Origin of the sequence: Streptomyces sp. NPDC050422, from assembly GCF_044458665.1 — a bacterium.
In the GTDB taxonomy this organism is placed as follows: Bacteria; Actinomycetota; Actinomycetes; order Streptomycetales; family Streptomycetaceae; genus Streptomyces.
The window spans coordinates 82,156-95,224 of record NZ_JBITIE010000003.1; the positions used below are offsets into that span (position 1 = coordinate 82,156).

The window sequence follows — 13,069 nt, forward strand, 5'->3', positions numbered from 1 at the left end:
CAGCCACCGGCCGCCGGCCATCGGTTCGCGGCGCGTTCACTCCAGCCACCGGCCGCCGGCCATCAGGTCTCGGTCGGCGAGTTCGTTCACCTCACGCCATGCCTTGACCGCGTACGGCGTGAAACGCAGGTACACCCAGGCGGAACGGCCCCGCAGGTCCCAGCCGTTGAGTTTCGCGGCGAAGGCGTCAGCCGATTCCGCAGGGAGGTCCGCGCCCTCAATGAGTTCCGCCGTCGCCTCGATGAGGACCACATCGCGAGTGGGGCCCAGCGCGATCCGGGCCTGCCCGGCCGGTGCCACGTTGACCGCCGTCGGATTGGTGCGGCGGGTGGCCATCAGAAGGGTCCCCCGGTCCCATACGAACGACAGCGGCACCAGAGTCGGCACCCCGTCGGCCGAGGCGGTCGACACCCAGGCGTCCGTGTCCTTCTCCAGATGGTCGAGAACGTCCTGCTTGCGCTGTTCGCGGCTGCGCGCCGGCTCCCGATTCGTCATGCTCCGCACGCTAGTGAACGCACCCCGCATCGCACCTCCGCCGGTCCTAGGACCATCGGCTCAGGGCGCGGCGTCGCGCGCCGCGACACACTGCTCCCATGGACCCCCGACTGCCGCAGACCATCGACGCCTACCTGGAGCGCATCGGTGCCACCCGCCCCGTCCGACCCGACGCGGCGGCGCTGCGTGAGCTGCAACTGCGCCACCTCACCACCGTCCCCTTCGAGAACCTCTCGATCCACCTCGGCGAGGACATCGTGCTGGAGGAGGAGGCGCTGCTCGACAAGATCGTGGCGCACCGCCGCGGCGGGTTCTGTTATGAGAACAACGGCGCGTTCGCGGTGCTGCTGCGGGCGCTCGGCTTCCGCGTCACGCTGCTTCAGGCGCGGGTCCACGGTGACGAGGGGCGGCTCGGCATCCCGTACGACCACATGGCGCTGCGGGTGGAGACGGACGACGGCACCGGGCCGTGGCTCGCCGATGCAGGCTTCGGCGACCACGCCCAGCATCCGCTCGTGCTCGACGACCGTATCGACCAGCGGGACCCGCGCGGCACCTTCCGGATCGAGCAGGCCCCAGCCGAGGGAGGCGGCGATTACGGGGACCTCGATGTGCTGCGGGACGGTGCACCCCAGTTCCGCCTGGACCCGCGGCCCCGGGCACTGGCCGACTTCCGGGGCGGGGCCTGGTACCACCGGACCTCACCCGATTCCGGCTTCACCCGGTCGCCGGTCTGTTCGCGCTTCACCACCAGCGGTCGGATCACGCTCAAAGGCCACCGGCTCATCACGACGGTGGGTGCGGAGCGCCACGAGACGCGACTGGAGGGCGACGACGAGGTTCTCGCCGCCTATCGCGAGCACTTCGGAGTGCGCCTCGACCGGCTCCCCTCCGAGGAAGGCGTCGGTGTTTCTGCGTCGATTGGGTGACACACACAAACGGACCGATCAATTCGGACCTTCGGTAACACCTCCACCCAAGCTCCTGCGAGCTGCTCTGTTTGCCTCGAACGCCACAAGGGTGATCGAATGCATGCTCGTCGGCGGGCCGCTGTTCCGACAACGACGTCCAGTCCTCCGGCCCGAGGTGAAACCGCCCCCGGGAGTGCGTCAAGATGTTCGGCCGTTGGCTCGGAAACAAGGGAGCGGCGGGTGCCGTACGCGGCAACACCCTCGCCGGACTTGCCGTACCGGACTCCGCGGGTGTCCTCAGCTGCCGGGTGCTCGACCCGGTCAACGAGGCGGTGCACCAGGCCGAGTTCGTCGTCACGGACGCGGCCGGGCGCAAGGTCGTCGGCGGGGAGACGGACCCGTTCGGCAACGTCCTCGCCACGGTGCCGGCGGGGGAGTACCGGCTGGCTGTCACGGCGGAGGGGTTCACCCCGTTCCACGGCTCGGCCGCGGTCGCCGAGGGCGGTCACGCGGGCCTGGGCGATGTGACCCTGCAGGTCTCCGCGCCCCCGCAGCTGCCCGAACCGGGCGAGTGGGAGATCGAGCCGATGCACTCCCAGATCGGTTTCACCGCCCGGCACATCGGGATGGCCCGCATCCACGGCCGGTTCAACACCTTCGCCGGGGCGGTCCGCATCGCCGACCGCATGGAGGACTCGGCCATGCACGTGATCATCGATGCCGCGTCCATCGACACGAACGTCCAGATGCGCGACGACCACCTGCGCTCGGGCGACTTCCTCGACGTCGGCCGCTATCCGACGCTGGAGTTCTACAGCGAGCGCTTCGTCCACCGGGGCGGCACCCGCTGGGGCGTCAGCGGCGCGCTCACCCTGCACGGAGTGAGCCGCACTGTGACGCTGGACACCCAGTACCTCGGGCTCGGCAACGGCCTGGAGGGCGAGACCCGCGCCGCCTGCCGCGCCACCACCGAACTGCACCGTGAGGACTTCACCCTCACCTGGCAGACGATGCTGGCCCGTGGCATCGCCGCGGTCGGCTCCAGCATCTCGATCGACATGGACATCCAGATCGTTCCGAAGAGCTGACGCCGGGGCGGCACCCGGGAGACCTCGGGGCGCCGCCGGCTAAGGGGACTCCAGCCATCCCTCGTACTCCGCGGCGAACGCATCGAGCGCCGCGGAGTCCAGACGCCGCTCAGGGTCCTCCAGGACCAGTAGCCACTGGGCGTCCTCGGCGTCGTCCTCCCCGGCCAGCGCGTCACGTACGAGCTGCGGCTCCTCCGCGACCCCGAACCGGTCGGCCAGCTCTCCGGCCGCCTCCTCCGCGGCATCGCGGTCGGGCAGCACCAGCACATGTCTCACATCGCTCACCCGCCCATTCTCGGCCACGGCCTGCGCGGCGGTCGCAGCCGGGCTGTCAGTGGCCCGTGGGATGCTGGACGACGATGGCCACCAGAAGGAATTCCACCGACGACCCGCTCGCCCCCCTCACGCTCGCCGTGGGGCAGGAGGACCTGCTCCTGGACCGCGCCGTGCAGCAGGTGGTGGCGGCGGCCCGTGCCTCCGACGCCGACACGGACGTCCGGGACCTCACCTCCGACCAGCTCCAGCCGGGCACGCTCGCCGAGCTGACGAGCCCTTCGCTCTTCGCCGAGCGCAAGGTGGTGGTCGTGCGCAACGCGCAGGATCTCTCCGCCGACACGATCAAGGACGTCAAGAAGTACCTCGACGACCCGGTCGAGGAGATCACCCTCATGCTGCTCCACGCGGGCGGCGCCAAGGGCAAGGGGCTGCTCGACGCGGCGCGCAAGGCCGGGGCGCGCGAGGTCGCATGCCCGAAGACCACCAAGCCCGCCGAGCGCCTCTCCTTCGTACGGGGCGAGTTCCGGACGCTGGGACGCTCCGCCACGCCCGAGGCGTGCCAGGCGCTGGTCGACTCCATCGGCAGCGATCTGCGGGAGCTCGCGAGCGCGGCGTCGCAGCTCGTCGCGGACGTCGAGGGCACGATCGACGAAGCCGTGGTCGGCCGCTACTACACGGGGCGCGCGGAGGCGTCGAGCTTCACGGTCGCCGACCGGGCGGTCGAGGGCCGGGCGGCGGAGGCCCTGGAGGCGCTGCGCTGGTCGCTGTCGACCGGGGTGGCCCCTGTCCTGATCACCAGCGCGCTGGCCCAGGGCGTACGGGCGATCGGCAAGCTCTCGTCGGCGCGCGGGGGGCGGCCGGCGGACCTCGCCCGGGAGCTGGGCATGCCGCCCTGGAAGATCGACCGGGTACGTCAGCAGATGCGGGGATGGACGCCGGACGGGGTGGCGGTGGCGCTGAGGGCGGTCGCGGACGCGGACGCGGGGGTCAAGGGCGGGGGCGACGACCCGGAGTACGCGCTGGAGAAGGCCGTGGTCGCGGTGGCGCGGGCCGCGCGGGCGGGGCGGTAGGCCCCGGCGGGGGGTGAGGCGGTGAGCGCGGGTTCGTCCGGCTCGCTGTGGCGCCCTCAATCGCCGGGCGGGCTTGAACTTGCTGTTCGGGCGTCCTCAAGCGTCGGACGGGCTGGGTTTGGCTGGGCTCGGCTGTGAATTTGCCGTTCGGGCGTCCTCAAGCGTCGGACGGGCTGGGTTTGGCCGGACGCGGCGGTGAAGAGCGGGGCCTGATGCAGCAGCCACGACACTTCAGCCGGTGCACCGCACCGCTCCAGCCCACGCGCGAGCATGACGAAGACCCCCGTTGTTTCCCTGGGGAGGGGAACAACGGGGGTCTTCGTTGTGCGCTTGGTGCGCCGCACCCGCGTGGCGAACGCAGGTTCGGTGTGCGGCGCGGGGTGCCGGTCAGGGGCGGGAGAGAGGGCCCGCTTGGTCCGTTCCGGCGATCACATCAGAATGCTCAGCCCTGGAGGGTGGCAACCTTGGTGGCCAGCGCCGACTTCTTGTTGGCGGCGGCGTTCTTGTGGATGACACCCTTCGAGACAGCCTTGTCGAGAGCGCGGGAAGCGTCACGAACGGCCACGTTGGCCTTCTCGACGTCACCCGCAACGACGGCCTCGCGGGCCTTGCGGATCGCGGTCTTGAGCGAGGACTTGACGGCCTTGTTGCGCAGGCGCGCCTTCTCGTTCGTCTTGTTCCGCTTGATCTGGGACTTGATGTTCGCCACGACAGAGCCTTTTCAGGTTCGTTGGATCTTCGGTGTGTGTCCTTGCGGCCCGAGAGCCACGAGGCACAGCTGTCCACGGTACCAGTCGCCCTCCGACCGGCCCAAACCGGTCTTCGCCCCGCAGGCGTGGGACGATGGAGGCTACGTACAGATCCGACCGACCCGACATCGACCCGAGACACGGCGTTCGGCGTCTCAAGAATCAGGACCCTGCGTGCCCGCGACTCCTCTCCACGTGCCCGAGCCGAGCCGTACCGACCCGGCGCTGATCCGCAATTTCTGCATCATCGCGCACATCGACCACGGCAAGTCGACCCTTGCCGACCGGATGCTCCAGCTGACCGGTGTGGTCGACCAGCGGCAGATGCGCGCTCAGTACCTCGACCGGATGGACATCGAGCGCGAGCGTGGCATCACCATCAAGTCCCAGGCGGTCCGACTGCCCTGGGCGCCCACGACCGGTGAGGGCCAGGGCAGCACCCACGTCCTCAACATGATCGACACCCCGGGACACGTCGACTTCACCTATGAGGTCTCCCGGTCGCTCGCCGCCTGTGAGGGCACCGTCCTGTTGGTCGACGCCGCGCAGGGCATCGAGGCCCAGACGCTGGCCAACCTCTACCTGGCGATGGAGAACGACCTCACCATCGTCCCGGTCCTCAACAAGATCGACCTGCCGGCGGCCCAGCCCGAGAAGTTCTCCGAGGAGCTGGCCAACCTCATCGGCTGTCAGCCCGAGGACGTCCTCAAGGTCTCCGCGAAGACCGGTGTCGGCGTGGACGCGCTGCTGAACCGGGTGGTCAGGGACGTCCCGGCGCCCGTCGGCAAGGAGGACGCCCCCGCCCGCGCGATGATCTTCGACTCGGTCTACGACGCTTACCGCGGCGTCGTCACGTACGTCCGAGTCGTCGACGGTTCGCTGAACAAGCGCGAGCGCATCCGGATGATGTCGACCGGCGCCACCCACGAGCTGCTGGAGATCGGTGTCTCCTCCCCGGAGATGACCCCGTCCGACGGCATCGGCGTCGGTGAGGTCGGCTACATCATCACCGGCGTGAAGGACGTCCGGCAGTCCAAGGTCGGTGACACGATCACCTCCCTGAACAAGGGGGCGACCGAGGCGCTGGGCGGCTACAAGGACCCCAAGCCCATGGTCTTCTCGGGTCTGTACCCGCTGGACGGGTCGGACTACCCGGACCTGCGCGAGGCGCTGGACAAGCTCCAGCTCAACGATGCGGCCCTGGTGTACGAGCCGGAGACCTCGGCCGCGCTCGGCTTCGGTTTCCGTGTCGGCTTCCTCGGCCTGCTCCACCTCGACGTGGTCCGCGAGCGGCTGGAGCGTGAGTTCGGTCTCGAGCTCATCGCCACCGCGCCCAACGTGGTCTACCGGGTCGAGATGGAGGACGGCAGCGAGCACACCGTCACCAACCCGAGTGAATTCCCCGAGGGCAAGATCGACAAGGTGCACGAGCCGGTCGTCCGGGCCACGGTCCTGGCGCCCAGCGAGTTCATCGGCGCGATCATGGAGCTCTGCCAGCAGCGCCGCGGCACCCTTCTCGGCATGGACTACCTCTCCGAGGACCGGGTCGAGATCCGCTACACCCTGCCGCTCGCCGAGATCGTCTTCGACTTCTTCGACCAGCTGAAGTCCAAGACGCGCGGCTACGCCTCGCTCGACTACGAGCCCACCGGCGAGCAGTCCGCCGAGCTCGTCAAGGTCGACATCCTGCTGCACGGCGACAAGGTCGACGCGTTCTCCGCGGTCACGCACAAGGACAAGGCGTACGCGTACGGCGTCCGGCTCGTCGCCAAGCTGCAGAAGCTCATCCCGCGGCAGAACTTCGAGGTGCCGATCCAGGCGGCCATCGGCTCCCGGGTCATCGCCCGTGAGACCGTCCGCGCCATCCGCAAGGACGTCCTCGCCAAGTGCTACGGCGGTGACATCTCCCGTAAGCGGAAGCTGCTGGAGAAGCAGAAGGAAGGCAAGAAGCGGATGAAGATGGTCGGCAACGTGGAGGTGCCGCAGGACGCGTTCATCTCCGTACTGTCGACCGACGAGTCCGCCGGGGAGACCAAGGCCAAGAAGTAGTACGGAGGAGTGGGGGGGGGGGGGGGGGGGGGGCGGGGCGCCCCCCCCCCCCCCCCCCCACCCCTACCGGCCGGTAGAAGAACGGGTCCCCGCATCGCAGAACGCTGCGCCGCGGGGGCCCGTTCGTTATGAAGCGGGTATGAAGCGGGGTCCCGTTGCCTCTTACGTGGGGCGCGCGAGCGCTTTACTCTGATCACGGCTTCGTAGTTACTCGCCAGTTAAACAAGCACCATCAAGCACGCAGACGTAAGCGGAGAGCACACCCCAACCAGCAGCCCGTCGTGAAGCACTGCCGCAGGCCCGGAGGATGTCGTGAGCGACACACAGACCATGATCGAGAACCGTCCGCCCTCCGTGGCGACCCTCTTCATCGACCGGGTGGCGGCCACCCCGGACGGGGAGGCCTACCGCTACCCCGTCCCCGCGGCCGCCGGCCAGGGGCCCGACGAGTGGAAGTCGCTCAGCTGGGCGCAGGCCGCTGAGCGGGTCTACGCCGTGGCGGCCGGGCTGATCGCTCTGGGCGTGCAGCCGGAGGAGCGCGTCGCGCTCGCCGCGAGCACCCGGGTCGAATGGATCCTGGCCGACCTCGGGGTCATGTGCGCGGGCGCCGCGACCACCACGATCTACCCCTCCACGAACACCGAGGAGTCGGCGTTCATCCTCTCCGACTCCGACAGCCGGGTACTGATCGCCGAGGACGCCGCGCAGCTGGCCAAGGCCCGTGAGCGCCGTGCCGAGCTGCCGAACCTCGCCCACGTCGTCGTCATCGACGCCGAGGGCGCCGGACCGGCCGAGGGCGACCCCGAGGGCTGGGTGCTCTCCCTGGCGGACCTGGAGGCCCTGGGCACCGAGCACCTGGCCAAGAACCCGGCCGCGATCACCGAGCGGGTCGACGCGATCACCCCCGAACAGCTCGCGACCCTCATCTACACCTCGGGCACCACCGGCCGTCCCAAGGGCGTACGGCTGCCGCACGACAACTGGTCGTACATGGCCAAGGCCACCGTCTCCACCGGTCTGATCACCAAGGACGACGTCCAGTACCTCTGGCTGCCGCTCGCGCACGTCTTCGGCAAGGTCCTCACCTCCGGGCAGATCGAGGTGGGACACGTCACCGCCGTCGACGGCCGGGTCGACAAGATCATCGAGAACCTGCCGATCGTCCAGCCGACCTACATGGCCGCCGTCCCCCGGATCTTCGAGAAGGTCTACAACGGCGTCGCGGCCAAGGCCCGTGCCGGTGGCGGGGCCAAGTACAAGATCTTCCTCTGGGCGGCCGGCGTCGCCCGCGAGTACGCGAAGGTCTCCCAGGACAACTTCCGGCGCACCGGCACCTCCTCCGTGCCCTTCGCGCTCGGCGCCAAGCACAAGGTCGCCGACGCCCTCGTCTTCGCCAAGATCCGCGAGGCGTTCGGCGGCCGGCTCCGCGCCTGCGTCTCCGGCTCCGCCGCGCTCGCTCCCGAGATCGGCTTCTTCTTCGCCGGCGCCGGCATCCACATCCTGGAGGGCTACGGCCTCACCGAGTCGAGCGCGGCCTCCTTCGTCAACCCGGGCGAGGCCTACCGCACCGGCACCGTCGGCAAGCCGCTCCCCGGCACCGAGGTCCGGATCGCCGACGACGGCGAGATCCTCCTGCGCGGCCCCGGCCTGATGCAGGGCTACCAGGGGCTGCCGGAGAAGACCGCCGAGGTGCTGGAGGCCGACGGCTGGTTCCACACCGGCGACATCGGCGAGCTGTCCGTGGACGGCTATCTGCGGATCACCGACCGCAAGAAGGACCTGATCAAGACGTCCGGTGGCAAGTACATCGCGCCGGCCGAGGTCGAGGGCCAGTTCAAGGCGGTCTGCCCGTTCGTCTCCAACATCCTGGTGCACGGCGCGGACCGTAACTTCTGCACAGCGCTCATCGCCCTCGACGAGCCGACGATCCTCGGCTGGGCCGCCGAGAACGGCATGGAGGGCAAGTCGTACGCGGACGTCGTGGCGTCCCCGCAGACCGTCGAGCTCATCGAGGGGTACGTGAAGCGCCTCAACGAGGGGCTGCAGCGCTGGCAGACCATCAAGAAGTTCCGGCTGCTCCCGCGTGACCTCGACATCGAGCACGGCGAGGTCACGCCCAGCCTCAAGCTGAAGCGGCCGGTCGTCGAGCGCGTGTACAAGGACCTGATCGACGACATGTACGCGGGCTCCCGCGAGGCGTAGACAGCAGGTCGACGCCCCGGCCCCCGTGCACCGCGCGCGGGGGCCGGGGCGTCGTTCTGCCCTCACTTCGGTAACTCGACGCGTATGCGAGTGGCCGATCTGTCACTCTGTCCGTGTCGTCAGCAGCGCTTAGAGGGTCCGTCCAGGCGGAGAACAGGCAGAGCGAGAACAGGTCAGGAGCCGCCCTGTGGGGTCCATTCCCTTGCAGCGGGACATTGTGCAGCGCCCCGGAACCACTGGCGCGACCACGGGCGCACAGCCCGTCGCCCGGACGAGCCTGCCCGGGAACCTCCTCGCGCCCGCCGCGGCCCGGCGGTTCGTCGCCGCCGCGCTCGCCGAGTGGAGCGGGCTCGGGCTGCCCGCGGCGGTCGGCTTCAGCGAGCGGCTGTCCGACGACGCGGCGGTCATCGTCAGCGAGCTCGTCACCAACGCCGTCGTGCACGCCGGGACAACCGTGGAACTGCTCTTCCGGCTGGAGGAGGCGACCGAGGACGAGAGCTCCGCCCTGGTCCTGGAGGTCTCCGACCACCATCCGGCCCGTGCCGTACGCAGCGACTGCCCCGAGAGCGGCTCCGGCGGCGAGGAGGAGCCGGGGGAGCCCGCCGAGTACGGGCGCGGCCTGGAGCTCGTCGCCACCCTCTCCGAACGGTGGGGCATCACCTACCGCACCGGCCTCAAGACCGTCTGGGCCCGGCTCCCCGTCGACGACTGGAACCCCTTCCCCGACGCCCACCCGGAGCCCGGCTTCCAGCGCGGTCTGCGCGCCGCCGAACTGCTCGCCCCCACCGCCCGCCGCGCCCTGCGCGACGACGCGGACTGGGCGGGCCGCGGCGCGCTGTCGTTCCTCGCCGAGGCCTCGGACCTGCTGGCCGGACAGCTCGACGAGGACATCGTGGCCGCGCTCGCCGGACAGTTACTCGTGCCCCGGCTCGCCGACTGGTGCGCGATCTGGCTGGAGCCCGAGACCCCCGGCCGCGCGGCCGTCCCGCGGCTCGCCAAGGTCTGGCACGTCGACGAGACCCGCATCCAGCCACTGCGCACCCTGCTGGAGGGCGACCCCCTCCGACTCCCCGAGCGGGTCGGCACCGGCCCCGTCTCGATCCCGTGGCCCGGCAGCGCGGAGGACGGCGGGCAGCCGGACGGGCTCGAAGGCGTCGCGCTCGCCTACCGGATCACCTCGGGCGGCCGCACCCTCGGAGCCGTACTCCTCGGCCGCGGAGGCATCGCCCGCGTCCCCGACGAGGTCACCGCCCTGATCGAGGACTTCGTACGCCGGGTCGGCCTCGCCGTCGGCGCGGCCCGCGCCTACACCCGGCAGGCCACCATCAGCCGCATCCTCCAGCGCGGACTGCTGCCCAGCAAGGTCGCCGACATACCGGGCGTCGCCAGCTCCCTCGTCTACGAGCCCAGCGACGACGGCGTGGTCGGGGGTGACTTCTACGACATCTTCCCGTGCCCGGGCGACCGCTGGTGCTTCGTCCTCGGCGACGTCCAGGGCAGCGGCCCCGAGGCCGCCGTCGTCACCGGACTCGCCCGCCCGTGGCTCCGGCTGCTGGCCCGTGAGGGCTTCCAGGCCGACGAGGTCCTGGTCCGCCTCAACCGGCTGCTCCTCGACGACGCGATGGAGGCCGCCGAGGCCGCCGCGCTCATGGTCGCCGCCGCCGGCGGCCAGCACTCGGCGGACAGCGGACAGTCCCGGTTCCTCTCCCTGCTGTACGGGGAGCTCGTCCCGCTGCCCGGCGGCGGCGCCCGCTGCACCCTGGTCAGCGCCGGGCACCCGCTGCCGCTGCTCCTGCGCCCCGACGGCACGGTGCGCCCGGCCGCCGAACCGCAACTGCTCCTCGGCGTCATGGACGACGCCGTCTACGAGACCCAGAGCTTCGACCTGGCCCCCGGCGACAGCCTCCTGTGCGTCACCGACGGGGTGACGGAGCGCCGCTCGGGGTCACTGATGTTCGACGACGGGGACGGGCTGGCCGAGGCGCTCTCCGGCTGCGCCGGGCTGAGTGCGGAAGGGATCGCGGACCGCATCAAACACGCCGTGCACGCCTTCGCCGAGCGCCCGCCGGACGACGACCTGGCCCTGCTGGTCCTCCAGGCCGAGTAGCTCCGCACCCGGGCGTGGCGTCCGGGTGCCGGGCGGCGCGCGACAATGGACGGTATGCCTTCCGTACTGCCCGATGGTGAGCCCGTGCCCGACGACGGGGCGCTGCCCCGCCACGCCCTGGAAGGCGCCGCAGACCGCCCGCTCGGCTTCTACCTCCACGTGCCGTACTGCGCGACCCGCTGCGGCTACTGCGACTTCAACACCTACACCGCGACCGAGCTGCGCGGCTCCGGCGGTGCGCTGGCCTCCCGGGACAACTACGCCTCCCATCTCGTCGGCGAGGTCCGCCAGGCCCGCAAGGTCCTCGGCGACGACCCCCGCCAGGTCCGTACGGTCTTCGTCGGCGGCGGCACGCCGACGCTGCTGGCCGCCGCCGACCTGGTCCGGATGCTGGCCGCGATCCGGGAGGAGTTCGGCCTCGCGGACGACGCGGAGATCACCACCGAGGCCAACCCCGAGTCCGTCGGACCCGCCTACCTGGCGGAGCTGCGCGAAGGCGGCTTCAACCGGATCTCCTTCGGCATGCAGAGTGCCCGGCAGCACGTCCTGAAGATCCTGGACCGCACCCACACCCCCGGCCGGCCCGAGGCCTGTGTCGCCGAGGCCAGGGCGGCCGGCTTCGAGCACGTCAACCTCGACCTGATCTACGGCACCCCGGGGGAGTCCGACGACGACTGGCGCGCCTCCCTCGACGCGGCGATCGGCGCCGGGCCCGACCACGTCTCGGCGTACGCCCTGATCGTCGAGGAGGGCACCCAGCTGGCCCGCCGGATCAAGCGCGGCGAGATCCCGATGACGGACGACGACGCCCACGCCGACCGGTACCTCATCGCGGACGAGGCGATGGCCGCGGCCGGCTTCTCCTGGTACGAGGTGTCGAACTGGGCCCGGACCCCCGAGGGCCGCTGCCTGCACAACGAGCTGTACTGGCGCGGGGCCGACTGGTGGGGCGCCGGACCCGGAGCGCACAGCCACGTCGGCGGCGTGCGCTGGTGGAACGTGAAGCACCCGGGGGCGTACGCGCAGGCGCTGGCCGAGGGGCGCTCGCCCGGCGCGGGCCGCGAGATCCTCTCGGCGGAGGACCGGCGGGTCGAGCGCATCCTGCTGGAGCTGCGGCTCGTCGACGGCTGCCCGCTGTCGCTGCTCGCCCCGGCCGGGCTCGCGGCGGCGGGCCGGGCGGTGACGGACGGGCTGCTGGAGCAGGGCCCGTTCGCGGAGGGCCGTGCGGTGCTGACCCTGCGCGGACGGCTGCTGGCGGACGCCGTGGTACGGGACCTGGTGGACTGAGAGGGGCCGCTACGGCACGGAGGGCGCCGTCACGAAATCGATCAGCTCCTCCACCCGGCCCAGCAGCTCCGGCTCCAGGTCCCGGTAGGAGCGCACCGTGGACAGGATCCGCTGCCAGGCCGCACCCGTGTTCTCCGGCCACCCCAGCGACCGGCACACGCCCGTCTTCCAGTCCTGGCCGCGCGGCACAACCGGCCACCCGGCGATCCCGACGGAGGACGGCTTCACGGCCTCCCACACGTCGATGTACGGGTGGCCGGCCACCAGCACGTTCCCGTCCGAGACCTGCGCCGCGATCCGGGACTCCTTGGAGCCTGGCACGAGGTGGTCGACCAGCACCCCGAGCCGCGCGTCCGGACCCGGGGAGAACTCCCGCACGATCGCGGGCAGGTCGTCGATGCCCTCCAGGTACTCCACGACCACGCCCTCGATGCGCAGGTCGTCGCCCCAGACCCGCTCCACCAGCTCGGCGTCGTGCCGGCCCTCCACGTAGATCCGCCCGGCCCGCGCCACCCGGGCCCGCGCCCCGGGAACGGCCAGCGAGCCGGAGGCCGTACGGGCGGGGCGGGCCGGGCCGCCCGCCGACGGGCGCACCAGCGTGACGACCCGGCCCTCCAGCAGGAAGCCGCGCGGCGCCATGGGGAAGACCCGGTGCTTGCCGAAGCGGTCCTCCAGGGTCACCGTCGGGCCCTCGGCCGTCTTCTCGCACCGGATCACCGCACCGCAGAAACCGGTGACGGCCTCTTCCACGACCAGGTCGGGATCGGCGGGCACCTCGGGAGCGGGGGCGGACTTCTTCCACGGCGGGGTCAGGTCCGGCTGGTAGCTGCGCATC

At 71.1% G+C, this 13,069-nt stretch carries 11 protein-coding genes; 7 read left to right on the forward strand and 4 right to left on the reverse strand.

Features of this window, described 5'->3' with window-relative positions:
* Positions 1 to 36 precede the first annotated feature (36 nt).
* On the reverse strand, positions 37 to 495 hold the full coding sequence (locus ACIBJG_RS04960) for a pyridoxamine 5'-phosphate oxidase family protein (protein WP_399303984.1): 459 nt from the start codon (positions 493 to 495) through the stop codon (positions 37 to 39).
* Between the two features lie 98 nt (positions 496 to 593).
* Between ACIBJG_RS04960 and ACIBJG_RS04965 the strand changes: the two genes are divergently transcribed.
* Both ACIBJG_RS04965 and ACIBJG_RS04970 read left to right on the forward strand, forming a co-directional pair.
* Entirely contained in the window at positions 594 to 1,424 is an 831-nt protein-coding gene (locus ACIBJG_RS04965) for an arylamine N-acetyltransferase (protein ID WP_399303986.1), read from the forward strand.
* 185 nt (positions 1,425 to 1,609) lie between these two features.
* Entirely contained in the window at positions 1,610 to 2,494 is an 885-nt protein-coding gene (locus ACIBJG_RS04970) for a YceI family protein (protein WP_399303988.1), read from the forward strand.
* A 39-nt stretch (positions 2,495 to 2,533) separates the two neighbouring features.
* Here ACIBJG_RS04970 and ACIBJG_RS04975 read toward each other — a convergent pair whose 3' ends face one another.
* Positions 2,534 to 2,779 carry a hypothetical protein gene (locus ACIBJG_RS04975; protein WP_399303990.1) on the reverse strand — a complete coding sequence of 82 codons (246 nt, stop codon included), beginning with the start codon at positions 2,777 to 2,779 and terminating at the stop codon, positions 2,534 to 2,536.
* A 74-nt stretch (positions 2,780 to 2,853) separates the two neighbouring features.
* Between ACIBJG_RS04975 and holA the strand changes: the two genes are divergently transcribed.
* Positions 2,854 to 3,840 (forward strand): DNA polymerase III subunit delta, encoded by a 987-nt coding sequence (gene holA, locus ACIBJG_RS04980; RefSeq protein WP_399303992.1) that lies wholly within the window; start codon positions 2,854 to 2,856, stop codon positions 3,838 to 3,840.
* A gap of 442 nt (positions 3,841 to 4,282) precedes the next feature.
* Here holA and rpsT read toward each other — a convergent pair whose 3' ends face one another.
* On the reverse strand, positions 4,283 to 4,549 hold the full coding sequence (rpsT, locus tag ACIBJG_RS04985; RefSeq protein WP_399303994.1) for a 30S ribosomal protein S20: 267 nt from the start codon (positions 4,547 to 4,549) through the stop codon (positions 4,283 to 4,285).
* 214 nt (positions 4,550 to 4,763) lie between these two features.
* Here rpsT and lepA point away from each other — a divergent pair, with 214 nt between their 5' ends.
* The 4 genes from lepA (at position 4,764) to hemW (ending at position 12,234) form a co-directional block, all read left to right on the forward strand.
* On the forward strand, positions 4,764 to 6,638 hold the full coding sequence (gene lepA, locus ACIBJG_RS04990; RefSeq protein WP_399303996.1) for a translation elongation factor 4: 1,875 nt from the start codon (positions 4,764 to 4,766) through the stop codon (positions 6,636 to 6,638).
* A 312-nt stretch (positions 6,639 to 6,950) separates the two neighbouring features.
* A complete protein-coding gene (locus ACIBJG_RS04995; protein WP_399303998.1) occupies positions 6,951 to 8,840 on the forward strand; it encodes an AMP-dependent synthetase/ligase in 1,890 nt (629 codons plus the stop codon).
* 202 nt (positions 8,841 to 9,042) lie between these two features.
* The gene (locus tag ACIBJG_RS05000) at positions 9,043 to 10,947 is read left to right on the forward strand and encodes a SpoIIE family protein phosphatase (protein ID WP_399304518.1); all 1,905 of its coding nucleotides are present in this window, start codon (positions 9,043 to 9,045) and stop codon (positions 10,945 to 10,947) included.
* Between the two features lie 54 nt (positions 10,948 to 11,001).
* On the forward strand, positions 11,002 to 12,234 hold the full coding sequence (gene hemW / locus ACIBJG_RS05005; RefSeq protein WP_399304000.1) for a radical SAM family heme chaperone HemW: 1,233 nt from the start codon (positions 11,002 to 11,004) through the stop codon (positions 12,232 to 12,234).
* A 9-nt stretch (positions 12,235 to 12,243) separates the two neighbouring features.
* Here hemW and ACIBJG_RS05010 read toward each other — a convergent pair whose 3' ends face one another.
* On the reverse strand, positions 12,244 to 13,068 hold the full coding sequence (locus tag ACIBJG_RS05010; protein WP_399304002.1) for a DUF3097 domain-containing protein: 825 nt from the start codon (positions 13,066 to 13,068) through the stop codon (positions 12,244 to 12,246).
* Position 13,069: the final 1 nt, after the last annotated feature.

Coding starts and splice junctions, on each gene's coding strand:
- ACIBJG_RS04960 (WP_399303984.1), bottom strand. CDS start 495: ATGACGAATCGGGAGCCGGCGCGCAGCCGCGAACAGCGCAAGCAGGAC.
- ACIBJG_RS04965 (WP_399303986.1), top strand. CDS start 594: ATGGACCCCCGACTGCCGCAGACCATCGACGCCTACCTGGAGCGCATC.
- ACIBJG_RS04970 (WP_399303988.1), top strand. CDS start 1,610: ATGTTCGGCCGTTGGCTCGGAAACAAGGGAGCGGCGGGTGCCGTACGC.
- holA (WP_399303992.1), top strand. CDS start 2,854: ATGGCCACCAGAAGGAATTCCACCGACGACCCGCTCGCCCCCCTCACG.
- hemW (WP_399304000.1), top strand. CDS start 11,002: ATGCCTTCCGTACTGCCCGATGGTGAGCCCGTGCCCGACGACGGGGCG.
- ACIBJG_RS05010 (WP_399304002.1), bottom strand. CDS start 13,068: ATGCGCAGCTACCAGCCGGACCTGACCCCGCCGTGGAAGAAGTCCGCC.